Below are 23,715 nucleotides of genomic sequence, written 5' to 3'. Positions count from 1 at the left end.
ATCGATGAATGAAAAATATGATAAACATAGGAAAGAATTATTAGAAGAAGACTTTAATAAACATCGAGAACTTACTGAACCAGCTAAATTTCACTCTCAAACAGTTGGTTCACGTGGACCCGTACTAGAGCAAGATAGTGTACTGCATGAGTCATTACAACAATTTATTCATGAAAAAATTTTAGAAAGACCTGTTCATGTAAAAGGATTTGGTGCGTTCGGTTATTTTCAAACGATATATTCGATGTCTGAACATACTAAATTAAGTTTTTTACAAAATTCTAATGAGAAAGTTCCTGTTATGGTTCGATTTTCGTTAGCTGTTAGTACGAAAGGAACACCGGATACTGCTAGAAATGTACGCGGTTTTTCCACAAAATTTTATTCAAAAGAAGGCATTTTTGACCTTTTATGTAATCACATTCCTGTTTTTTCTGTTCGTGATCCGATGCGTTTCCCTGAAACGATTCAAGCATTATTGCCTTCACCTAAAAATAACTTAATAGACCCTAATAGATTTTGGAGTTTTGTCGCTAAAGCACCTGAATCTATTCATTTTGTTGTCCGTTTATACTCTAATAATGGTACGGCCAAAAGTCTTCGCCACATTCCAGGACATAGTGTTAATACATATGTATGGAGAAATGCGGAAGGTAATCGAAAGTATGTAAAGTATCATTGGTACCCATTTGAAGGTGTACAGTACATTACTAGTAAAGAAGCAATTAAATTAGCTGCTGAAAATCCTGATTATAGCGGGAAAGATTTATATGATGCTATTGAAAATGGTAAACCAGTGGAGTATGGTTTATACGTCCAGCTCATGGATCCGAAAGATGAAGCGCACCTTTCTTATGATCCTTTAGATGACACAAAAGTATGGGATGAACAGACGTATCCTCTCATACCAGTCGGGAAAATGGTATTAAATAAAAATCCTGAAAATTTTATGGAACAAGTAGAAAAGGTCGCATTCTCTCCTTCTAATTTACTGGATGGTGCAGAACTATCAGATGATAAAATGCTGCAAGGGCGCGCTAACATTTACAGTGATTCACAAAGAAGAAGAATTGGTCCAGAATTTCGCAAATTAACGATTAACCAGCAGCAAGATTGGACACCTGCTAATCAAATTACAACCGGTGAAGGAAGGTACGTTGAAGGTAAACTTGAAAGAACTTCTATAATGAAACAGGATGACTTTACGCAGGCTGGTGAATTTTATACGAAGTTACAGCCAATAGAAAAAGAACATCTCGCTGAAAACTTAGCTAGTGATTTGAAAGTTATATCCGATGATATTAGGGAGATCGTTTTGGGGTATTTCAATCAAGTATCAACTGATTTGAAAACAAGCATTGAGACAAAAATGAAAGAGCATTAAGAAGATTAAAACATGCTTTACGAATAAGAATTCAAATCTATATTAATTATTTTCTTATCAAAATCCAATGAGGTTATTTAATTTGAAAATATAAAGCCAACATATCCCTGTTCTATAATTAGAACAGGGATATGTTGGCTTAGTTTAATGTTTAACATTAAATACTTTATTTCGCTAAAAAATGCGATAAGTAGCCTTTCAAAACAAACTATAGTAAACTATTTTACTTGTACCGTATAATTCCCTGTTCCACCACCATACTTATATACACTTAAGTAATATTTCCCTGGCTTTGCATTATAATTTCCAAGCAATTTGTTTCCATCACGTTTTGTTGCATAAGCTACATAATTATTTAAATCTGATTCAGAATATAATACCCAGTTCAGTCCAAGATTTTGTTCGTTCGTAACAGAAATTTGTAAATCTTTTTGATCCTTTACATCAATAACAAATTTATCCCCCTGATCTTGATCGCTCAAGGTTCCTCTTAACAAAATATTCAAAGATAGTGGGTTTGCTGTTTCAAATGAATTATTTGGTTCTTTTTCTACAGCCGTACCTTCTTCCGTATTCACTCCGCTAAACACAACATCATATTCAAATTGCCCAGCATTATTTACACGGTAATTTACAAAATAAGCAGTCAATGTTTTATATCCAGTCCACTCTTTTCCTGAAAGACGTTTCAACATATCATTCGTTGCTTCATTCATCACTTTCCAGTCCTCAACTTCTCCTTTAGCCGCACTTCCTGTATATGTCCCCTGTAGTGTAAATGTATTAAAGAATTGTGATGTATTCTTTGTTACTTTCACATCTTTTAATTTCGCTTCATTCGTAATATCTGAAGTAACGTCCGAAAGCGATTTTGGATCATGCTGAGTTAAATACTCATCTGATACTTGTGGAATTGTATACTTATCACGATTATCAATAAGCATTTGCATATAAGATTGATATTCTTCATTTAACTTATTATCTTTGCTTAATGTAGCACGGTATGCATCGTAACTTGAAACATCATTTGCGCGAATTAAATCATGTACTTTATCGAACATTTCTGGGCGCTTATTATACATATATGATTGCAGTGCAAACGAATAATTATAAAAATCCCACGTTCCATATTTCGCATTTAATGTTTGTGATGCTGTATAACGTTTTGCAGGATCATTAGATAACCCACCAATTATACTTTTTCGCGGTACTACACTATCTAATCGCGTTGCACCTGCAAAGAACTCTGCATTCCCTTCTTCAAACCATGTTAAACGTTCATTTTGATACATTTCCCCTTGGCCCCATAATCCCTGAACTTCGTACCTTCCCTGTAAGTAGTGCGTAAATTCATGGCGGAACAATTCTTCCAGACTATAAATACTTTGCTCTGGTGTACGTTCATATGTAAAGAAAGTCCCTGTCCCTTCAATATAAATCCCACCATTATTCGTTTCATATCCGTACAGTTGACGATTAAATTGATACTCATCTGGGCTATTATAAATAACCATCGTTAACACATCATCAGCATGTCCACTTTCAAGTGGTTTATCGCTACCAACTGTACGATAAAATTGAGAACGCACCTCTTTTGCCGCCCAGTATAGACGTTTAATTTTCTCTTCGCTAACTTTATCCCCAGCTTTAAAGACAATTGCTCCATCATCAAACGTATACGTTTTCGGTAAATATTTCTTTTTACCTTCTTCCCGAATTTGATCTAAATTTACAGTTTTTCCATTCGCATCTATTCCTCCATAATTTGTAGTAATTTGTTCTGCCGCAACAAAGTATTGCTCTCCTAAATATGGATAAATTCGCATTGCATCTGTAACAACTTGTTGTCCTTTTGTGGGCGTGCTATGAAGCTTGCCCAATCGGCCAGCATAGTAAATTCCATTATTAATTAACCATCCGTTTTTATTTGTTACTGTACCAAGTAGTGCAAAACGATTTATTTCATTAATAAAGTTATCAATATTTCGAAACCACATCGTATCTTTTGGCTCTTTTCCAGTCGTGTACATATCCGTCTGAATATCAAAGTCAATTCCCTTCATCAACTCATATATAGCGTCTCCTTTTGTTCGGTCTTCAATGAAAGTTGCAAGATTATCGTTATATTGTTTAAAAATTTCACCTGCATATAAAACCGTTTCAACATCTGCTGATGCATTTCCAATTAATTTTCCATATGATGCAATTACTTTATTTTGTTCTGATGTACCAAGTTTGAAATTTGGATTTTTTGCAATTGTTTTTAAAGCTGGTAAACATTTATCATGGTAGCTACGCTCATTTAGTTTGCTTAATTCATCATGGTAAAAACCTAAATAAAACGCTGCACGTAGAGCTTCTACTAATGTTTCAATCCCTTTTGAATCATCTTGCGTATAAGCTTGTCCTTGTTCTGCTAGTTTATTAATAATCGCTTGCATTCGGCTATCATCTTGATAGAATTTAAGACTATCACTATTAAACTGAAATAATTCCGGAATTTGATACCATTTAATTGTCACAAGAAGATCAGTTAATTGTTTATTATTTAATTGATTTAACTCAGCCATCGAATACTTTTTCTCTTCAGCTAACGGCTTAATATTATCGGTTGGTGCTAGTGGACGCTGCGATAAATCCGATAATTTTAACCGTTTTGTAAAAGATTCATTTTCTTGTACTTTTGAAGGGTGCGCCAATTCATCAACAGATTTCTGTATTCCTACCGGCTCCATTTGTAATACGTTCTTCACATTTTTCTCTTTTGTCTCTGCTTGAATTTGCAAACCATTACATGTTATTGTCACTAGTCCAACACCAAGAATCCACTTAGAAATTTTCGAATATTTAACCATACCATTGCCCCCTGGTTATTTAAATGAAAATTCAGAATTTTAAAATCAAAAAAACCACTTATTTGTATGTATTTACAGTTCCCCTATAAATACAACTATGATTAATAATGCAATAGTAGCTTGTTTTATACTATTACGAGTACAGATTCCTTACATACAATCTCCCTTCCTTACATGTAATACAAGCAAAAACCGTGCCAATCATATTTCTTATGAATAGCCAACATTCTTTTATAAATACTGTAGAATAAAATATACATAGGTGTTTCGGCAATGTATAAATCATTTGACACAAAATCTAATGTTTATGAAGAACAAATTCATTGAATGTTATAAATTCATTAGGCAGTAAATAATCCCCAATTATTAAATCTCTCAAAAAAAGGTAAACAAACATATTCCATAAAGCTAATATGTTCGTTTACCTTTTTCTATTTCAAATCAACAGCAAAATATCGTTGAATAAAAACAGCATGAATAAGTATTTTGTTATTCATTTCTCTTTTTCATATAATCTTTTTCACATTGCAACGGCTTAAATTTCACTTTTTTCCCTTTCTTCTTTTTCGTTTTTATAACGAGCCATTCCCCTTTTTCAACGTCTAGTTTTAGGCGTTTCATTACATTGATATTATCTTTTTCTTTATAAAGTAAAAATGCTTCTTGTGCCCTCACAAATAAGCTGGGCTGTTCGCTAAATCCACCACTATCATAAATTTTAGTTAGCGAATTATAATAAGAATCATTTTCCTTTCCACCATACATCAAATGAGCAGCCTCCAGATCTCTTTTACTTACTTCCCAAAAACTATGTTCATCAATATTTAAATTAAATGTGGATTTAATGTCCTGTATTATATTCTTCACATGCTTTTCATCTCTAACTTTTCTTTCTTCGAGACAATCCGAAGATAATTCTGGTGCATCTGATTGGGAATGTACAACGTGTTGTATCGATACACACAGAATAAATACGCTTAAAATGTAAAATATTTTTTTCATATTTACATATCACCTCAAATGATTTAGATACTATATCATTTGAGGCTTACAATATTCTTATGCTAATAATAAGAAAGATCCTATAAAATAAAATTTTTATAGGATCTTTCCTTTTAATATTGCTTTATCAAATTCACGGGCGGGGCAACTACCTTACTGCTTTTCACATCATATAATCCTATAGGTGTTACTCGTATAAAAGGCAAGTGCGTCGCAGAAAAGAATAAAATTGTAAATGCTGGATCATCATGCGCGTAGCCACGCTCTTGTAGTAATTTCACCATCTGTTTCTCTTCCTGTATTAATTCTCTCATTTTTAAATTAGACATAATCCCGAGCAATGGTAATGCTATTTCGTGTAATACTTCATTCTTTTCAGCTATTACCATTCCCCCGCCAAGCTCTTTTACTCTACGAAAAGCTGTAAGCATATCTTCTTTTCTTTTTCCGATAAGAATGATGTCACCTGTACCAGAATAAGAGCTAGCAAGCCCACCTAGTTCTTTCGCAAAACCTTTCACAGCTATATTCACTTGCCAACTGCCATCACGAGCAATCATCATAAAGAAACATTCATCATGATCTGTGGACAATTCATCACAGTCTATATTGATTTCACTAGTGTATGGTTTTGTAATAACGTTATTTAATAAGTGTATCCCCGTTTTATTAGAGAAAATCATATCCTCTTTTTCTATGGACCAATCTAATGATAATGGAGTTACTTTATGTTTACTCCAGTCTATATGTAATGCTTCATGTGTATTTACACCGTCACGCTTCACCCATTTCCCCTTTGCAAGGACACTGATTGGTACTGGGTTTTCTTTACTTTCTAAAATATTGATATTAGCAATTCTACCTGTCGCAATCGAACCATGTACATGTTCCATATTATAATAGCGAGCAATATTATAACTTGCCATATCGTATGCATCTATTACTGGTACTCCTTTTTTTATCGCGGTAGAAATCATAACGTTTGTCATTCCATTCTCATAAAACGAAGGATGTGAGCCGTCTGTTGTAAAAAAGAATCTATCAAACTGCTTTACGCCTAGTTCCAACAATTCTTTCAGTAAAACTTCTAAATCTGGGCGGATTGAAGAATTTCTTAAGGAAACAGTGTAACCTTGCATAAGACGAGTGAAAGCTTCCTGCCCTGTCATCGCTTCATGATCACAATCTGTACCTAACAGTTTTAACTTCGCTAAAGTCGTTTCAGATGCACCCGGAAAATGTCCTTCTACTTTCTTTTGCAATCGCTTCGTTTCCTGCACCCAAGTTAACATTTCATCATCGCCATGTAATAGTTTTGGCCATGCTGTTAGCTCGCCGCCTTGAAGAACCGCTTCATGCTGCAGCCACTCTATTATTTCTTCACTATTAAACAAAGATTCCCCGTTTTGCAATTCAGTCTGTCCGTCAAAACGGCACCACCAATACATACTTGCTGGAATCTTATTGAATTCATCTAATAAACGAAATGTTTCTTCACGCTTTAATGTGAAAAATAAAGTTAAATTATCATTAATAAAAGTTGTTGTCCCAAACTGCATCGCATGATTCGCTAGCGTCTCTGGGTTATACAACTGATACGGATGTGCATGTGGTTCTATGTAACCGGGTACGACATACTTTCCTTTGCAATCAACAACTTCACACTCCGTTAATTGCTCTGGCAGCTGCTCCCCTACGTATACAATTCGATCATTATATATCCAAATGTTCGCTGTCATCCACTCGCGCATATAAGAATTTAAATATGTTGCATTCTTTAATAATATGTGTGTGCTTCTCTTACCATCTAGTACTTCAACATGCTCTCGTAATTGTTTATTACTCCATTTATAATGATTTTCCCCCATTGTATTCAACTCCAAATCAACTCATAATTATTTTGATTAAAACGAGAAATACTTAACTAACTAAAGTATTTTCCATTCATAACTCCCCAATTGGCGCCCCTATATCCTTCATTATATTTAATAATTTTAAAAATAACAATTTTCAGAACTACATACCTTTTTTATCCAAAATAAAAAGAATGTCATGTAACTGACATCCTTTTTATTTTTATCGTAAGCATTAAGATTGATTTTCACTTTGAAATATACTTGATGCCATATCATAAATGCAACTACTGTCCATAGTTGCGAACTTAAAAAAGCACCTCTTTTAAATATAACTATAACAAAATTCCATTCACTTTCTTTTCATCTATTTATTAAATTCAATTTGCATCATTTTATTAAACTGCGGAACAATATCGACCCCACCTATAGAGTTGAGACTGATAGCCAATGTATGTTTGCCTCCAATTACTCCCCCAGCAAAAGTTGTAAATCCAGGAATTCCTCCTCCATGCCCCCAAACTGAAACACCGTTTGGAAGTTTAGTCTCATAGATTCCAAGACCGTATGCGTCACCAACCCCTTTTCCTTCTATAGGAACTGTAGTAAGCATTTCTTTTAGCTCGCGTTCCTTCAGTAACTTACCACCGAGTAAAGATGAAAAGAACTTATTTAAATCATCCGCATTAGAAATCATATCTCCAGCTGCATTAGCTAAACTTGGATTATAATACGTAATATCTTTCAACTCGCCTGTTCCTTCCATTTTCACATATCCACGAGCATGATTCTTTCCTGGGATGACGGGTGAATTTCCTGGTAAAAACGTATTTGATAGGTCCAAAGGTTCAATAATTCGCTTTTCGATTTCTTCCGCATAACTATTTCCAGTTATTTTTTCAATAAGCATTCCTAGTATTACGTATCCTGTGTTTGAATACAACCAGTCTTTTCCCGGCGAAAAATCTGGAGGCAGCGAAAGACCTATTTTCACTATTTCTTCTGCTGTATACGTTTTTTTCGAATTCATTATGTCCGCGTCTTTTGACTTTAAGTATTCAGCGATACCACTCGTATGATTCAAAAGTTGTCGTATCGTAATTTGATTACCATCATACCCATTTCCTTGCACGAGACCCGGTAGCCACTTTTCAATTGGATCGTCAAGTTGTAAGCGATTTTCTCCTACTAATTGAAGAATAGTCGTGGCAGTAAACGTCTTCGTCACACTACCAATCCGAAAGCGATAATCCGAATTCACCGGTTTCTTTGTACTTAAGTCCGCCACGCCTGCAGTAAAACTATTAGTTTTTCCGTTATTAGACGCCTTAGCTAATATTCCTACAGCACCAAGCTGTACTGTTTCCTGCATTACTTGTTTCCAGCCATTACGATTCTTTTGATCATGTACTTGTGACGAACTAGAAATATTTTGGGTTGACTCTGCAGTCACAGTAAAACCAGGTGTGAATAGAGCAGTACCCGCTAATAAAACTGCAAAACTTGCTAACTTAATTGAATTACATTTTTTCATAAGGCTTTCTCTCCTCCATTAATATCGGATTGATTCAGGCTATACTTTCATCCTATATGATAAATCTCTCTTTTTTCTTATCCATTCCTTACGAAATACTTACTTTTAAATTTAAATAGGGTAAACTGAGGAAGAGTTATGCATGCAAATAAAAAGAGAACATGTTTTCATTTTTTATGTAAACATGTTCTCTTAAACATTTAAAATTCTATATCAACTTTTCATCCTATTCTTTACACAACTAATTTATATTCCTTTTTACCAGCCCGCACTAGCATTCATACCATTTCCAATAATAGAAAGTAATAGCGGCCATAATAGTGGTCCTAGTGTAAGAAATATATTTAGAAGTATGAGCATTCTATATCCAACGGTGAAATTGTGATTTTTACGATTAACAAATACTAAACTGATTAATGATATTATAGTTGTTAAAAATAATACTAACATTAGCAACCAATACCACACCATTAAACTAAGACTCCATGGTGTTAATAGCTCATGTATGATACAAAATGAGATTCCTAATACAGAAAAACTAAAACTAGTCACCGCTGTTTTTATAAGCCATTTATTTATTTTTTTATCGTATGTATTTTTACAATATAAATCTATTAAAGTATATAAAGATAAATATGCCATTAATACACCTATCCAGGACAATAACCAGTCTCCGTCCCCTTTGAATAATACGTACAGTAACCAACACATACCTACTGCAGAAAAAACAAAGGAAATAAGTATGCTTTTTAATACCGATTTCATTACATTTTCACACCCTTAAAAAACTTAAAAATTAATTATAGTTTATAAAAATTAAGTATAGGTTAACATGTAATGAAGTATAAGTAAATAAAGTTAATTTTGTTTACCTATTTAAATACGGTTTCATATAAGAAAATAATTCATGTTAATCAAATTTCCGTATAAAAAAAGAAAAGGTGGATATTTATGTATCCACCTTCCCATCTCCCTCTACCCACTTCATTATTTCTTCCACATCTAAATCCGTATACGTCTTTTCCCCATAACGAACAGACTCATATAACGAGATAATATCCCTTGTTCTACAAATTCTTTTTAACCATTGTTGCATCGTTTCATAGGACCTTCTTTGTTCATGAAATGGTAATGTTCTTTCCCATTCAACTAACATTTTTCTTATCGTATCTGGCGGTAACGGCTGTTCTAACTGATGAATGACTTTTTCATTCTTTATGCTTCTTACCGCAGTTTGCTTTGTGATCGATTCTTTCTCCTGTACTATTTCTGTTTTCGTCAATTTTTTCCTAATATACTTGTAGATGGCATATATAATTGATATTGCGATTATCACATAAAAAACTATAGTAATCCATACATTTGAAAGAACAGAAAGCACGTCATTCCATAGACCTTCTCTTTCGAAAGGTTGAAATTTTTTACCCGTTTTCGTTCTTATACCTGTATCTTCTACTTCTTCATATTCATCTTCATCTATTTTGGAATCATCAAAATTTTCACCTATACTAGTAAAGTCATAATTTTTTTCCGATATTGTCTTAGTCTTACTGAAAAAACGCTCTTTTACTATGTCTTGTACATACACAATACCTTGTGATAACGTTATCGCACTAATCGCAAAGAAAAGTATGATTAAAGTTCTCACACTCCATAACTTCACTTTCATATTTCGCTTTTTATTCACCATGACATAAGCCCCTTCTTATTCTTTCATTACAATCCATTTATTCGTTCTACTGTATTTCTTTGGTGAAGTACCAATAATTAAAGGAACCGCATCCAGTTCCTTTCGACGAAAGCCTGCTGTGTAAAAGTAAGAAGAAGATATAGGCGTATCTTGGTCTGATATCGAGGCAAGTACCCTTAATACATTTTGCAAATGTTTCCGATTATCACCATTTTTTATATGTAGCAAACCGTTATCTTTTACACTATTGATCCATACTTCAAATGAACAGTTTTGCATAAGAAGTTGTTTGCATATACCTGCTGTTAATTCAATTAGTTCCTCTATATCATTTCGCAAAGAAACACCACTTTTATTTTGCAAGTTGAGATAAATCGCGTATTTATCACATTGTGTTCGCTCATACTTTTTCGCAATTATCATCCCTGCTTTCGCTGTTGCACTCCAGTGGATGGAACGAAAATCTTCATTTTCATAAGACTTTACTCCCATTACTTTCGTTTCATCATATAAGGGTGAAGACATCGCTTTTCGAAATCCTCGTGACCATTCTTGTAATTCAGGAACTTGTATTTTCGGAACAGCTGGTAAGACTAAATAAGAGGGCGTATCAACTTGTTTATATGTTATATGGTTCGTTATAAATCCAAAGAGATCAGTAATAACAATTTCAACTTCTTCCCATTTCGCGATGCCTCTTTTTAACGCTACAGCTTGCAAATCAAATGAAACTGACTCCCTTCCTTTTAAATTAAAATTCATATAATAATTTGAACCTGTACTATGATTTTTGTTTATTTCATCATGATTCCAAGTTAGCTTATTTTCACATTTAAATCGAAATACGATATTAAGAATAGGAAATATCGACTTGTTTGAAATTTTCATTTTGCACATATTCGTTTCACCTATAAAAACATTCGAATTCCCTTGACTGTATTCCCATTCAACACGAGATACTTTACGTATATATACATACATAGCACCTATTAAAATTACATATAAAAATACGAGAGATAAAAACAGTAGATTACTTGAAAATACACTTAAAATAACGGCTACAACTGACATAACCCCCATTACGAAAGGCTCCGCTAAAGGTGTATACACAAGCTGTTGATTCATCGTACATTCTCCACTGGCACACTAATCGTATGAAGAATTTCTTTCATAATTTGTTCTTTCGTCGTTTTCATCTCTCCCTCAATCGTTAACGTTAAACGATGAGCACAAACGGATGCAGCGAGCGTCTTAATATCATCTGGCGTACAGTAATCTCTTTCATTTAATATTGCCCGTGCTTGAATTGCTCTCATAAATGCCAACGTTCCCCGAGGGCTTACACCAATTTCAATTAACTCATGGTTACGAGTTGCTTCAATAATTTCAAGGAGATAATCTTGCACATCATTCCCTACTAACACTTCTCTTGCACGCTTTTGCATCGTAATAATTTCTTCACTTGAAATAATAGAATGTAACGTTTCTAATGGATCATTCATTTGAAACCGATTCATCATTTCCTTTTCAGCTTCTCTCGTAGGATAACCTTGGCGTATTGTGAGTAAAAACCGGTCTAACTGAGCATCTGGTAACGGAAATGTGCCCGCTGATTCGAGTGGATTTTGCGTTGCTATAACTAAAAAAGGTTCTGGTAATGAATGTGTCTGTTTCGCAATTGTAACAGTACGCTCTTCCATAACCTCAAGTAACGAAGATTGTGTTCTCGGTACAGCTCGATTAATTTCATCCACTAATACGATATTTGCAAAAATCGGTCCTAACCTTGTTTTAAAATCCGATTCCTTTACATGAAAATATTCAAGACCAATAACATCTCCAGGCAAAGTATCCGCTGTAAATTGTATTCTTTGAAATTTAGCGTCCACACTTTTAGCCAAACTTTTCGCTAATGTTGTTTTTCCTGTCCCAGGTACATCTTCTAATAAAATATGTCCCCCTGCTATTAGAGCAATGGCTGCTAGTTCTATCGATTCGTCTTTTCCTATAATAACCTTCGAAATATTATTAGTAATTTTCTTTAATGTACTCATATAGTAATCTACCACCTTTTAATTATCTAAAAATTAAGAATATTTTTTTCCAAATTATAACATGTAATTCGAAGATGAAATAGAGTGAAAATAAATCTTTTATTTTTTCTTCATTGCACGCAAAAAAGCACCTATTGTCGTATATTGACAATGAGGTGCTTAACTCAATCCAACAGCCTTCTTTCCCTCTAATTTTTAGTAACAATACATCCTTTTTTCTGCCACGCATGCATTGTTTTGAATTAACTAGTAAAATGCATTCTAATATTACATATAATAAAAACCATTTCGATTTGTTCGTTATAGAACTTCCTCTACATCGACACTCTCTATCTTCACTTCATACATATTTGGGATACTTGCTTCTTTTGGTACCCATGCATAATAATTTTGATCATTCTCTAACATAAATTGAACTAACTTTGTTTCTGATTCATTCCAGAAATTTTTAAGATTATCGATGTAGTCCTCTAAATCCTCTTTATAGTCCAATTGCAAAATATAATCTCTTACCGTCAGGGCAAACACAATTAAACTTCCTAATAGATTTTTTTGCTCATTTTCTTCTTCATACTCTTGTGGTAAGAACCACACTTGACCTATTCCTATCGTTTTTTTGTATTTTTCATAAAAACTACTATCATTCATATTCTCATAATCATGTATTAATTCATTGACCAATGAATGCCATCTTGGAGGAATAATATTTTCCAATGCAGGATTATGTTCAATTGCTTCTACTATATCCTCTATTTCTTCTGTCTCATCTTCATAGTGATATTCACTTAGGTCTATATGCTTAAATTTCATTTCATTTTTATAATGTGCCAAATCATATGGATAATGATTATTATCTTTTAAACTTGTATCATCAAGTCCGAGTATCTTTACTATTGCAGCTGTCTCAAAGCTCCAATACCCCACATATCCAGGTTCTTTGTGGGCATTTTTCCATTCATAATCATAATGGCCTTTAAACCATTCTTTCTCCATATACGTTTGTAATCTTTTAGACGCTTCTTTTTTATCTGTTTGTGCAAGTTCTATAATCTCTCTCGTTTTTGCATATGGATTTTCTTTAAAATAAACATTCGTCATTTTTGTGTATCCGATATCACTAGCGCATAAGAGGAAATCGATTACTGCGTCGTTCATATTTTCCTTCTCAACTAGCTTGGCTAAACTTACAAGATTCTTTTTCTCCGTCTCTAATAAAATCCCTAGAGATATCATCCAAATTAGATTTAAATATCCAACTTCTTTTTTTCCTATATGCTTCAAATTAATAAGAGCGTTGTCAAAATCTCCTTCTATTGTATGGATAGCTTCTCCTAGGGAATATTTTGCATTAACATTATCCAAATCGTATATAAAATTTGACTGATAGAATTCTTCTATGATACTTATATTATGATTAGGATACCTTTGAATACCTTTTTTTTCATCTTCTTCTAAACTTTTAATTTCAACTCTATTTTCCTCAATAAACTCTTTATTATATTCTATTACTTCTCTACATTTTTTTTCTATACATAAATGATCTCTCATACCTTTCAATTCCTCCTGGCTTCTAAACTTATGGCCATTCTCCAATAATGTCTCCCTTTGCATCTATTCTATAAGTTTTAACGTTCCCAGTACTATCAACTTTTGATAGTACTCTTTCCACTTCACCTTTTTTCAATGCATTCGTAATTTTTATTGATAATTTCATATCTCCATCAACAGCCTTCAATATCCTACTTTTTCGCGTCTTCGCACCATTCAACCAATCATTTGACATTTGTCGTCCATCTTTAGTTTTCCCCAATTGTGAACTACCAAACTTAGCTTCATCTATAACGTATTTGATCTTTGATTCTGCATTTGCATTTTCGTATAATCCATCAATTCCTTTTATTATTTTATCATTTATGCCAGATGGTGCACTTTTTCCGACTGGCTTTAACTCAAATCCAGCTTCTTTTAAACTTTGATTATTCAATAAATTGTCACTAGATTTTATTTCACCATAATTCCCTTTTTGCTTATTTGTAGCTGTTTTTGCATCAAAATTATCTACATTTGTGTTTTTGCTACTGCTAGGTTTACCGTTAGCCGTATCCTAAGTATCATCCTTAGCCCCTTTAACTCAACCAATTTCTTCCTAAAGCTTTGAAATCTTACTTTGAGTATAGGCTTTCGTGTCTTTACGACTTAGGGTGATTGCCTCTTCAAATATTAACTACTATAATTACAAGTAAATTAAAACAAACTTAAAAGGAATGAATTCTTTACTATACAGAATTCATTCCTCACTAGTTGCTTAAAATATTTATCTAACTCTTTAGTTTCAATTCACATTCAATGTCCCCTAAACATACATTAAATTTAAATTTCCCTCCATATTTTTAAATTCCTAAAAATGATGGAAAGCTAGCATACCCTGCAAGCTTATGCTGAATACCACTCTTCCGTAGAAAAATTATCAGCATTTGAATTTCCTTCTAACTCCCATTCGCTAATAAAATTAATTATTTCTCCTAAAATTAGATTTATATCATGATTTTTTATAATCAAACCTCTATGATTATTCCAAGTCAAATCAATTTCGATATTTATATTCAACTCATCCTCACATTTACTTAAAAAGTCATTCATTACTAAGGTAAAACATAAATTTACAAAATTATCAGAAACCCAAATTACGGATGAATCATCATTAACCTTCTCTATTCTAAATCTTAAATTATTGTATGCAATCCACTTTATATTACCTTGTATTTTTTCTTCTTTCATAATTATTTTCCTCCCATACTATGAAATAATCCTGTCAAGACATCCATTGCTGGATTTGTTTTTAAACTGCCATATATCACATCTTCCCATGAACCATACTTTTTATAAAGTTGTTCAGGTGTAGGTCCTTCTGCCCTGCCATATTCAAGAATATTTCTTTCTTTCATTGCATTCAATCCATCTAAATTATTAGATTTTATATACGTTTCCATTCTTCCTTGATTTCGCTCTTCGACTTTCAATCTAGCAATTCCCTCCATAGATAGCCCATCATTTTGAAGATTTTTAATATCTTGTTCTAGTTGTATTCTTTTTTGTTGTATTTTTTCATGATACTTTATTCTTTCGCTTCTTGCATAAGCAACTTCATCACCATTTGTCCAGTCTACCCCAAACTTATTTAAGGCAGATTCCTTCTTAGGTGAATATCCATATACAGCTTCAGTATTTCCCTCAATCTCCTTTGCTATCTTAGGATTATCTAATGGATTTCGAAGTTTAGAATTTATTTCTCTTCTGGTACCACCAGCCTCGACTATATCATCAAGATAATTGCTTACAGTTTTACCCGTACCCTTACCACCATCTTTAGACTTCGCAAACTTATAATAAGCTTCTATCAATTCACCGTGTGGTATTTTGGTTATAATAGTTCCACCAACATTAGAGAATGCATAGGAAGCCTCTTTCTTAAATGATTGTAACATTTCAAGCGTAGGCTTCAATTCTTTTGCTAGTTTTACTGCATTAGCAAATGTACTTAATCCACTTGATGCTTTTGCTCCTTTTGTGATATGGCCTACTTTATTTAGTCCCCTATCGCCTAATATTGTGGTAGCTATTTGTGTTAATCCATAGGTCGTCAATTCTGTACGACTCTCTGTATCTCCCTCTATCATATCTCGTTTTATTTTATTTGAAAATGCATGCCACATATTTTTTGCAGTTTCATCCAAATGGAATAGTGCATAGGTTACATTAATAAAAGTTCCTATGTCCATATTACTTAAAGCTATTGCAGACTCGATTTCATCACCAACAGCTTTCCCCGATCCTCTTTGAATAGCTTCCCACATCTTTTTCGCTGTTTCAAACGTGCCGACTATACTGTCTGTCGCATCGTCCCAAGCATTTCTAACCGGAGATTTCTCCTCAATTATGTTATTTGTTTCTATATCTTTAATTGACTGATTGTTTTTTCGAGCTGTTTCTTCTATAATCCCCTGAATCGAACTCACCCAATCCATATTCAACCCTTGTGTACTAAACGTCCCACTTACAGGACTAAACCCTTTCCCGCTTTGCACTTCAGCGAGTCCGGCTGTGATGCTAGCGGCTAATTGGAGGGCGGTGCTGTAGTTGTTGCTGGATGAATGATTGAATTCATATAGACGCTCTAGTTTTTCTTCTAGTTTTTTTCTCATTGCAATTAAGACTGCAATAATTGCGTCTACTCCAGGCATTGGTGTAAGTACTTCTATTGCTTCTATACTTGCAATGGATTGATTGATTTCTTGTATTTGTTGTCTTATTTCATGTTCGATAACATCTGTTGAAGCAACTTTTGCTTGAAAATCGTTTGGAAATGCTTCGTTTTGGCGAATTAATTCTTCACATAAGCATATGATTCCTTGTGCTAATGGCCGAAATGTTTGGACAAGGTAGGCTTTTGCACTACTGTATGTTTGTCCTTGTAATACTGTGTCTATCGCAAAGGCATCAATAGATTGAATGGCTTGTTCCATACTTTGAATCGTAGCATTACATATAGCGTTCATACTTTGAGTTTGACTTTGTACTTCTCCCAAATACATGTTTAAACTCATGTATTTGCCTCCCTTTGTAGTTGCTGCTGTTCATAGGAAAGGTTGTTTTCTTTCTCACTGAGATGCCGTTTTTCTTTAAGCAACGTCTCTTTTTCGTTTTCTAATTCGAATGTAAGTTTTCTTTCATACTGCCCGATCTCTTGCCGCATATTCGTAAAAAAGTGAAATACTTCTTTGTCACCATACCAAGTTTCTAGTATTCGGTTAAATAAACGATTATTTTTATTTTTCCATTCATGAAAACTAGCCTCAGCTCGTTCTTGATTTTGCAGCGCGATTCGGTTTTCATTTTGTTCTTCAAATATAATTCGTAATTTTTGATTACATTGACTGATTTTCGTTTCAATTTCTTGACTCATCTTTTCTCCCTACCTTTTCTCCTTTACGTAGGCTGTTACATTATTGAAAAGTCTTTTGAAGTCCGGTATCCATTTTCTCAAATTCATTTGCTACGGAATGGATATTATCAATCGTTTGTTGAAAAGCAGCGCAAAATTGTGTCGTGATCTGTAAATTTTGTTGATTTGCTTCTTGTGCTTTAGAGTTCACAGATAGTGTCGTACGCGTTGCCTTATTTATAGAGCGACTAGTAGCACTTTGCATTCGATCTGAAGCAGTTCTCATTTTCGTTGCAAGTTGCGTTGCCGTATGCAAATTACTTTGAAATTCTCCCATTACTTACTCCCCTCTACCTTTTATTTACAAGAAAATTATAACACGGAAAAATATCCCAATAAACCAAATGTTCGAATTTAACATACAATTCACCACAGTTACTGAGGATACGAGCAACACTTATCAATCAACATAACTGAGTCCAAAATGGATTCTACTTATACAAAAAAGATGACTTCAGCCATATGCTAAAGTCATCTTTTTCTACCTTATTATTTTACTAATTCTCCATTATAAGCTTTTATATTAAGCGGAGCAGTTAAAAATTGTGCTGCTTTACTAACGAAAGATGTGAAGTGTTCACTCGTATTATGGCTCGCAACTGCTGCTTCATCTTTCCATACTTCTACCATCGTATAAACACTTTCTTTTTCTGTATCTTTATATAAGTCATAAGATACATTTCCACTTTCTTCTCTTGAACCATGAATGAGTGGCTGAATTTCTTCTAAAAATGATTGTTGTTTTGCTGGGTCTACTTGAAATATTGCGTGAATAATAATCATGGTGTTTCCCCTTTCATATTCCATATATTTCTATGACCTAATTAGATTACTTCCACTCAGCAACTTTGTCAATTGGAAGACGTACTGATTGGTAACCACTGTCAGCAGCTTTCCCGATTGAAATTAGCATTACTGGTACGTAGCGTTCTTTATCTAGTCCAAACGCTTCTGCGATTTGGTCTTTTTCAAATCCACCAATTGGACAAGTGTCATAACCGTGCGCACGAGCTGCTAGCATAAATTGCATCGCTACAAGACCACCGTCAATTAATACTGTATCTTTCATTACTTCTGGTGTAACCATAGAGAAGTAAGCTGAAAGTTTTTTCATTTGATCTTCTTTTACTTCTGCTGGCATAAGTCCACGCTCTACTGCTGTACCATAAATTTCTTCTGCGTTATCAAAGTTGTTTAAGTCACCAAATAAAGCGATCATTGCTGAAGATGTTTCTACTTGAGATTGATTGAATTTCGCAAGTGGCGCAAGTGTTGCTTTCGCTTCGTCACTTTCAATCACTACGAATCTCCATGGTTGCATGTTTACTGAAGATGGTGCAAGTGTTGCTTCTGTAAGAATTTCTGTCATTTCTTCTTTGCTAATTTTCACTGAAGGGTCGTACTTACGAATTGAACGACGTCCTGTTAAAATTTCGTTAAAATCATTTGTTTTTACTGAGTTAGTCATAGTTGTATTCTCCCTTTTTTATAATTCTTTTATATTTTCTTGAATGTGATTTAACATATTTAAAAGATTATCGCGTTCTTCCTCACTTAATCCTTTAAATGCAGATGCTGCAAAACGTTCTTTTTCTTCTTGAAACGCCTGAATTTTATTTCGCCCCTCTTCAGTAAGAGAAACTAACGTAATTCTGTTATCATCTGGATTTTTACGTCTTACAATCATTTCATTGGCCTCAAGCTGCTTTAAATGCCTTGTTATCGCAGCATTATCAATATTCACTTCTTGCTGAAGTGCTTTTTGACTAATTTCACCTACTTCAAATAATTGAAGTATAAGCTCTAATCGAGACTGGCTCATACCCGTACACCCTTCAAATTTCGAACTTACTTCTTTATTTAGAAAGTGTAATTTATATAAAATAATCGCTTCTTTTGAGCATGAACTTGTCAAATTACCCCTCCTTTACAATCAAAATAAAAACATTTGATGTATCAATAGTTGATATGTCAATTAATATAATCTATATCGATTTAGAATGCAAGCATTTTGTTTTCATTTTATTTTTTCCAAATTAAGGCGCTTTGTAGCGTTACAAATAATGTTAATTGCACTATAATAGTAATAATTTAAATGACTGGAGAGTGATTGATAATGCGGCAATACACAAATAGAAATGAGGAAATGAAAATGGAAAATGAAATGAGGATATTCATAAATGACAACAATAAATATAGGGATTGTCGCGCACGTAGACGCTGGCAAGACGAGTTTGACTGAGCGTATTCTTTATGAAACGAATGTGATTAAAGAAATTGGCCGAGTAGATAGTGGTAATACACAAACTGACTCAATGGAATTAGAAAGACAACGCGGCATTACGATCAAAGCATCTGTCGTTTCTTTCTTTATTGATGATGTAAAAGTAAATGTCATTGATACACCTGGACACGCTGATTTTATCGCTGAAGTGGAGCGATCATTCCGCGTTCTAGACGGTGCGATTTTAGTTATCTCTGCCGTTGAAGGTGTGCAAGCACAAACAAAAATTTTAATGCGAACATTACAGAAACTAAACATACCGACTATTTTATTCGTTAATAAAATTGATCGTAGTGGCGCAAACACTGAAAAAGTTATGAAACAAATAAAAGAGGTTCTTTCAAATGAAGCATTCCCCTTCTATTCTGTTCTAAACGAAGGAACGAAAGAAGCCCGGATCATTGAATACAAATCATATGACGATTGTATGGAACTGTTAGCACCATTTAATGAATCGTTACTTGAATCATATGTAAATAACGAAATAATACCGGACGCACTATTAAGAGAAAAACTAGAACAGCAAATACAGCAAGCAAATGTGTATCCAATCTTTTTCGGTTCAGCAATGACAGGTATAGGAGTAACTGAAATACTTGAAAAACTTCCGGCCCTAATGCCAGCTCTTACATCGGCACAAGAGGAACCATTATCTGGTGTTGTTTTTAAAATTGAACGTGAACCTTCTGGAGAAAAGGTTGCGTATATAAGAGTTTTTTCAGGTAGCTTACATGTTAGAAAATATGTTGATATACAGCGCGATGAGTCTCTACCACATAAAGAAAAGATTAAAAAAATGTGTATGTTTCATAGCGGAAATGCTGTTCAATCTACTATCGTTCCTAGCGGAGAATTTTGCAAAGTGTGGGGACTGAATGATATAAAAATTGGTGATATTATCGGTGAACGTACGGATTATATAAAAGATATTCACTTTGCCGAACCACAAATGGAAGCAACGATTGATGCGGTACCTAAAGAGCGAATTCATGATTTATACGCTGCACTTATGGAACTCTGTGAAGAAGATCCACTTATTAAAGTGTGGAAAGATGATGTTCATAATGAACTTTATATTCGCCTTTTCGGTGAAGTACAAAAAGAGGTTATCGAAACAACACTTTATGAGAAATATAACTTACAGGTTACTTTCTCAAATACGCGAGTTGTATGTATTGAAAAGCCAATTGGCATTGGGAATTCCGTTGAAGTCATGGGTGAAAAAGCGAATCCATTTTACGCAACAATTGGTTTTAAAATTGAACGTGGTGAACTTAACTCTGGCATAACGTATAAATTAGGTGTTGAGCTTGGTTCATTGCCTTTAGCATTTCATAAAGCAATTAAAGATACAGTATTTCAAACGTTAAAACAAGGTTTATATGGTTGGGAAGTTACAGATGTTATGGTCACGTTAACACATACTGGTTATGCTAGTCCTGTTACAACAGCGAGTGACTTTAGAAATTTGACACCGATCGTATTAATGGATGCTTTAAAGCAAGCTGAAACATATGTATATGAACCAGTAAATGAGTTTGAATTAACTGTACCGGAGCAGGCAATTAGTACCGCAATGTATAAGCTCGCTGCCGTTCCAGCAACTTTTAGAGAGCCTATATTAAGTAATAACTCTTACCAGTTAACAGGATCATTACCTGTTGCGAAAACAGAGAATTTTAAACGCATGCTTCATTCATTTACAGAAGGAGAAGGCATATTTACAACGAAGCCAGCTGGTTTCACAAAGCTTATGGCTCCCTTCCCTACTCGAAAACGTGTTGATTATAATCCGCTGAATCGTAAGGATTATTTACTTCATGTTTTGAAGGCTTATTAAAGTAAAAGAGGTGCAATTCGCACCTCTTTTGCATGTATTAATAGGTTAGTTTGTCCTAACAACTTCTTTAAGTTTTCCTAATATTTTCGCTATAGCCTCAATTGAATTTTCCGTTTCATATCCCCCAACATTTACAGAATGATTTGCATTTTTGACAACTTCAATCTGTAAATTCGTTTTATGTAACTGATCAACTTGATCTGCATTGTATTGATGATCTTTATCCCCCATAACTAAAAACCCTTCGTGATTACTATGCAAGATAGAATCAAAAATCGTATCAAACGTCAGTAACGGTGTCAGTAATATCATTTTCGACTGTAAAAACTCTTCTCTCTTCATTAAATCATTTGCAATTGGAATTGTTCCGAGTGACTTCCCTAAAAACATAGTCTCGTTGTATTGCTCATCTTTTAATACTTCATTTATTACCGGATTAATATCATCCATCATTACTTTCGTTACTTCTTCCATTGGTTTATTCATTAATTGTCCATCATAAGAATAATGAATATGTACAACATCTATTTTATGTTCAAGCATTAACATCGTCGCGTAATAAAATAACGGCTTATCATAATTGTATCCTGAACCTGAAAACATAAAGCAAACGGTACTAGAACCTTTTTCGATATGTGTGTAATAAATTACTTTGTCATTTATATGTACCTCTTTTTTAGTTCCCTTCACCATTTTCCCCTCCGAATACATTTACTTTTGTAATACGATATGTTCTGTGTGAACTGATACATCCTTTACTTTCTCTTTTATAAATGCAGGCTGTAAGTTATATGTATGCAGTTCTTCTACTGGCACCCATCTAAACAAATACGTTCTACCCTCTTCTTCCAAAATATATTGATCCGCTCCACTCGCAGGTAACTCATGTAGCTCTACTTCATAATAAAAACTAATTTCATGAAACTTTCGCTCAGAAAGTGTAAAGAAATTTTCTACTGACCATATTAACCTTTTCCTTTTAATAGGAACACCTATCTCTTCCGCAAGCTCTCGTTTTAATGCATCTTCACTATTCTCTAGCATTTTTACTCTACCGCCGGGTACATACCAAAAATCTTCACCGTCACCTTGCAGAATGAGTATTTTATTATCATGTTTACAAATTGCTCCAACGCGGTAATTAAAACATGTTTCCTCAACTTTAAACGTAAGATCCATCCGTAACGCCCCCTTATATAAATATCGAATTATTACAAAACAATTATGTAATTACTGTACAAATAAGGTTACTAAATTTATCCACTCCATTCAATGGTTTTTGAATTTTCTAAACTATTATTTTTCATCATTACAAGTGCATATACATATGTTACAATCATATTGCACACTAGAAAACATTATGGGGGTACGGATGGAAACGTTATTAATCCAGCAAACTGAGAAATCAAATAAGTTTTGGAAAATCGTTGTGAAAGAAAAAGACTACGTTGTGTTTTACGGAAAAATTGGCACAGCTGGCAGTGTGAAAGCGAAAGAGTTTGAAACAGAAGAAGAATGTATGAAAGAAGCTAATAAACTAGTTGCTTCCAAACGTAAAAAAGGATATACAGACCCGTTGCCTGGGGAAGATTACATAAAAGAAAAAACGATAACCGAAGAAGAATTTTGGGAGCTACTTCATCGTGCAAAAACGAAAGGTGAGGACCAAGAAGAACAAATAGAATGGCTTACTTCTCACCTTGCTAAACGTACAGTACATGAAATTGTAGCTTTTGATACGCATATGCATCGCCTTTTGAAAGACTCCTATACCTCCCGTTTATGGGCAGCAGCCTATATTATTATGGGTGGCTGTTCAGATGATACTTTCGATTACTTCCGCGGATGGTTATTATATCAAGGAAAAGAGACATACGAAGCTTGTATTGAAGATCCAGAACGATTAATTCCTGTATTAGAAAATTTGAGTGAGTATGACGTCCCAGAGATTGAAGAACTTACTCTATATTTCGGGCAAGAAGTTTACATGGAGAAGACTGGGGATGAAGATGATACATACTTTACACTATACCATGTCTTAACAAATGAAGAGTTTGAGGAAGTTGATATCGAGTTAGATTGGGATGAAGACGATGAAGAAGGTTTAAAAAAGATGTTTCCTAAGCTATGGGAGATGTACGGGGAAGAACCGATTGAGTGGTAGATTCATATTAGGACTCTGTTTAACCAATAAACAGAGTCCTTTTTTCACAAGAT

21 protein-coding genes and 1 pseudogene are annotated in these 23,715 nt (G+C 34.0%); 3 read left to right on the top strand and 19 right to left on the bottom strand.

From position 1 onward, the window contains the following. The first annotated feature begins 4 nt into the window (after positions 1-4). A complete protein-coding gene (locus HMAS_RS09355) occupies positions 5-1,384 on the top strand; it encodes a catalase (RefSeq protein WP_001003610.1) in 1,380 nt (459 codons plus the stop codon). A 218-nt stretch (positions 1,385-1,602) separates the two neighbouring features. Here HMAS_RS09355 and colA read toward each other — a convergent pair whose 3' ends face one another. The 17 genes and pseudogenes from colA to HMAS_RS09270 all read right to left on the bottom strand — a co-directional run bounded on the left by colA (position 1,603) and on the right by HMAS_RS09270 (position 19,289). Then, a complete protein-coding gene (gene colA / locus HMAS_RS09350) occupies positions 1,603-4,239 on the bottom strand; it encodes a collagenase ColA (protein ID WP_000241883.1) in 2,637 nt (878 codons plus the stop codon). 489 nt (positions 4,240-4,728) lie between these two features. Next, a complete protein-coding gene (locus HMAS_RS09345) occupies positions 4,729-5,241 on the bottom strand; it encodes a hypothetical protein (protein ID WP_000719373.1) in 513 nt (170 codons plus the stop codon). A gap of 113 nt (positions 5,242-5,354) precedes the next feature. Continuing rightward, positions 5,355-7,109, bottom strand: coding sequence for an adenine deaminase (locus HMAS_RS09340; RefSeq protein WP_000504397.1), 1,755 nt, complete (start codon positions 7,107-7,109; stop codon positions 5,355-5,357). A 352-nt stretch (positions 7,110-7,461) separates the two neighbouring features. Next, positions 7,462-8,628 carry a serine hydrolase domain-containing protein gene (locus tag HMAS_RS09335; RefSeq protein ID WP_000710628.1) on the bottom strand — a complete coding sequence of 389 codons (1,167 nt, stop codon included), beginning with the start codon at positions 8,626-8,628 and terminating at the stop codon, positions 7,462-7,464. A 258-nt stretch (positions 8,629-8,886) separates the two neighbouring features. Then, positions 8,887-9,393: a DUF3902 family protein gene (locus HMAS_RS09330; RefSeq protein ID WP_063264132.1), complete on the bottom strand. Its 507-nt coding sequence runs from the start codon at positions 9,391-9,393 to the stop codon at positions 8,887-8,889. 184 nt (positions 9,394-9,577) lie between these two features. Further along, entirely contained in the window at positions 9,578-10,318 is a 741-nt protein-coding gene (locus HMAS_RS09325; RefSeq protein ID WP_061113277.1) for a hypothetical protein, read from the bottom strand. 15 nt (positions 10,319-10,333) lie between these two features. Then, positions 10,334-11,443, bottom strand: a complete 1,110-nt coding sequence (locus tag HMAS_RS09320; RefSeq protein ID WP_001075954.1) for a DUF58 domain-containing protein — start codon at positions 11,441-11,443, stop codon at positions 10,334-10,336. Next, positions 11,440-12,372 carry an AAA family ATPase gene (locus tag HMAS_RS09315; RefSeq protein ID WP_000105650.1) on the bottom strand — a complete coding sequence of 311 codons (933 nt, stop codon included), beginning with the start codon at positions 12,370-12,372 and terminating at the stop codon, positions 11,440-11,442. The genes HMAS_RS09320 and HMAS_RS09315 overlap by 4 nt, the downstream gene beginning before the upstream one ends. Positions 12,373-12,672: 300 nt before the next feature. Continuing rightward, the gene (locus tag HMAS_RS09310; RefSeq protein WP_116344769.1) at positions 12,673-13,920 is read right to left on the bottom strand and encodes a PoNi-like cognate immunity protein; all 1,248 of its coding nucleotides are present in this window, start codon (positions 13,918-13,920) and stop codon (positions 12,673-12,675) included. Between the two features lie 28 nt (positions 13,921-13,948). Next, positions 13,949-14,476 (bottom strand): annotated as a pseudogene (locus HMAS_RS09305) (hypothetical protein); the annotation flags it as partial. 329 nt (positions 14,477-14,805) lie between these two features. Then, positions 14,806-15,150, bottom strand: coding sequence for a hypothetical protein (locus HMAS_RS09300; RefSeq protein ID WP_000656836.1), 345 nt, complete (start codon positions 15,148-15,150; stop codon positions 14,806-14,808). Between the two features lie 2 nt (positions 15,151-15,152). Next, positions 15,153-16,976, bottom strand: coding sequence for a T7SS effector LXG polymorphic toxin (locus HMAS_RS09295; RefSeq protein WP_000056103.1), 1,824 nt, complete (start codon positions 16,974-16,976; stop codon positions 15,153-15,155). Then, positions 16,973-17,335: a DUF3958 family protein gene (locus tag HMAS_RS09290; protein WP_000076585.1), complete on the bottom strand. Its 363-nt coding sequence runs from the start codon at positions 17,333-17,335 to the stop codon at positions 16,973-16,975. Before HMAS_RS09290 ends, HMAS_RS09295 begins: the two co-directional genes overlap by 4 nt. 40 nt (positions 17,336-17,375) lie before the next feature. Next, positions 17,376-17,651, bottom strand: a complete 276-nt coding sequence (locus HMAS_RS09285) for a TIGR04197 family type VII secretion effector (protein ID WP_000503643.1) — start codon at positions 17,649-17,651, stop codon at positions 17,376-17,378. Between the two features lie 212 nt (positions 17,652-17,863). Next, entirely contained in the window at positions 17,864-18,157 is a 294-nt protein-coding gene (locus HMAS_RS09280) for a putative quinol monooxygenase (RefSeq protein WP_000583816.1), read from the bottom strand. Positions 18,158-18,203: 46 nt separating this feature from the next. Then, entirely contained in the window at positions 18,204-18,842 is a 639-nt protein-coding gene (locus HMAS_RS09275) for a nitroreductase family protein (protein ID WP_000185390.1), read from the bottom strand. Positions 18,843-18,860: 18 nt separating this feature from the next. Beyond that, positions 18,861-19,289, bottom strand: coding sequence for a MarR family winged helix-turn-helix transcriptional regulator (locus tag HMAS_RS09270; RefSeq protein ID WP_000204162.1), 429 nt, complete (start codon positions 19,287-19,289; stop codon positions 18,861-18,863). Positions 19,290-19,554: 265 nt separating this feature from the next. On the opposite strand from HMAS_RS09270, the gene HMAS_RS09260 reads away from it, so the two are divergent. Continuing rightward, entirely contained in the window at positions 19,555-21,498 is a 1,944-nt protein-coding gene (locus tag HMAS_RS09260) for an elongation factor G (RefSeq protein ID WP_000207813.1), read from the top strand. Between the two features lie 45 nt (positions 21,499-21,543). Here the strand turns inward: HMAS_RS09260 and HMAS_RS09255 are convergent, their stop codons facing one another. Both HMAS_RS09255 and HMAS_RS09250 read right to left on the bottom strand, forming a co-directional pair. Beyond that, complete coding sequence (locus HMAS_RS09255; RefSeq protein WP_002024375.1) at positions 21,544-22,209, bottom strand: hypothetical protein; 666 nt, start codon at positions 22,207-22,209, stop codon at positions 21,544-21,546. Then, complete coding sequence (locus HMAS_RS09250; protein ID WP_000366230.1) at positions 22,210-22,677, bottom strand: NUDIX hydrolase; 468 nt, start codon at positions 22,675-22,677, stop codon at positions 22,210-22,212. Between the two features lie 193 nt (positions 22,678-22,870). On the opposite strand from HMAS_RS09250, the gene HMAS_RS09245 reads away from it, so the two are divergent. Next, positions 22,871-23,662 carry a DUF4240 domain-containing protein gene (locus tag HMAS_RS09245; RefSeq protein WP_000449119.1) on the top strand — a complete coding sequence of 264 codons (792 nt, stop codon included), beginning with the start codon at positions 22,871-22,873 and terminating at the stop codon, positions 23,660-23,662. Positions 23,663-23,715 lie beyond the last annotated feature (53 nt).

This window comes from Bacillus sp. HMA207 (assembly GCF_003402455.1).
GTDB lineage: Bacteria > Bacillota > Bacilli > Bacillales > Bacillaceae_G > Bacillus_A > Bacillus_A cereus.
The sequence above is the reverse complement of the archived record's forward strand: the minus strand, read 5'-3'. Positions and strand labels throughout refer to the sequence as shown.

Excerpts from the sequence above, each read along its gene's own strand:
- HMAS_RS09315 (WP_000105650.1), bottom strand. The coding sequence starts at position 12,372 with ATGAGTACATTAAAGAAAATTACTAATAATATTTCGAAGGTTATTATA.
- HMAS_RS09290 (WP_000076585.1), bottom strand. The coding sequence starts at position 17,335 with ATGAGTCAAGAAATTGAAACGAAAATCAGTCAATGTAATCAAAAATTA.
- HMAS_RS09300 (WP_000656836.1), bottom strand. The coding sequence starts at position 15,150 with ATGAAAGAAGAAAAAATACAAGGTAATATAAAGTGGATTGCATACAAT.
- HMAS_RS09295 (WP_000056103.1), bottom strand. The coding sequence starts at position 16,976 with ATGAGTTTAAACATGTATTTGGGAGAAGTACAAAGTCAAACTCAAAGT.
- HMAS_RS09320 (WP_001075954.1), bottom strand. The coding sequence starts at position 11,443 with ATGAATCAACAGCTTGTGTATACACCTTTAGCGGAGCCTTTCGTAATG.
- HMAS_RS09325 (WP_061113277.1), bottom strand. The coding sequence starts at position 10,318 with ATGGTGAATAAAAAGCGAAATATGAAAGTGAAGTTATGGAGTGTGAGA.
- HMAS_RS09260 (WP_000207813.1), top strand. The coding sequence starts at position 19,555 with ATGACAACAATAAATATAGGGATTGTCGCGCACGTAGACGCTGGCAAG.
- HMAS_RS09280 (WP_000583816.1), bottom strand. The coding sequence starts at position 18,157 with ATGATTATTATTCACGCAATATTTCAAGTAGACCCAGCAAAACAACAA.
- HMAS_RS09285 (WP_000503643.1), bottom strand. The coding sequence starts at position 17,651 with ATGGGAGAATTTCAAAGTAATTTGCATACGGCAACGCAACTTGCAACG.
- HMAS_RS09345 (WP_000719373.1), bottom strand. The coding sequence starts at position 5,241 with ATGAAAAAAATATTTTACATTTTAAGCGTATTTATTCTGTGTGTATCG.
- HMAS_RS09255 (WP_002024375.1), bottom strand. The coding sequence starts at position 22,209 with ATGTATTCGGAGGGGAAAATGGTGAAGGGAACTAAAAAAGAGGTACAT.
- HMAS_RS09335 (WP_000710628.1), bottom strand. The coding sequence starts at position 8,628 with ATGAAAAAATGTAATTCAATTAAGTTAGCAAGTTTTGCAGTTTTATTA.
- HMAS_RS09310 (WP_116344769.1), bottom strand. The coding sequence starts at position 13,920 with ATGAGAGATCATTTATGTATAGAAAAAAAATGTAGAGAAGTAATAGAA.
- HMAS_RS09355 (WP_001003610.1), top strand. The coding sequence starts at position 5 with ATGAATGAAAAATATGATAAACATAGGAAAGAATTATTAGAAGAAGAC.
- HMAS_RS09275 (WP_000185390.1), bottom strand. The coding sequence starts at position 18,842 with ATGACTAACTCAGTAAAAACAAATGATTTTAACGAAATTTTAACAGGA.
- HMAS_RS09330 (WP_063264132.1), bottom strand. The coding sequence starts at position 9,393 with ATGAAATCGGTATTAAAAAGCATACTTATTTCCTTTGTTTTTTCTGCA.
- HMAS_RS09245 (WP_000449119.1), top strand. The coding sequence starts at position 22,871 with ATGGAAACGTTATTAATCCAGCAAACTGAGAAATCAAATAAGTTTTGG.
- HMAS_RS09340 (WP_000504397.1), bottom strand. The coding sequence starts at position 7,109 with ATGGGGGAAAATCATTATAAATGGAGTAATAAACAATTACGAGAGCAT.
- HMAS_RS09250 (WP_000366230.1), bottom strand. The coding sequence starts at position 22,677 with ATGGATCTTACGTTTAAAGTTGAGGAAACATGTTTTAATTACCGCGTT.
- colA (WP_000241883.1), bottom strand. The coding sequence starts at position 4,239 with ATGGTTAAATATTCGAAAATTTCTAAGTGGATTCTTGGTGTTGGACTA.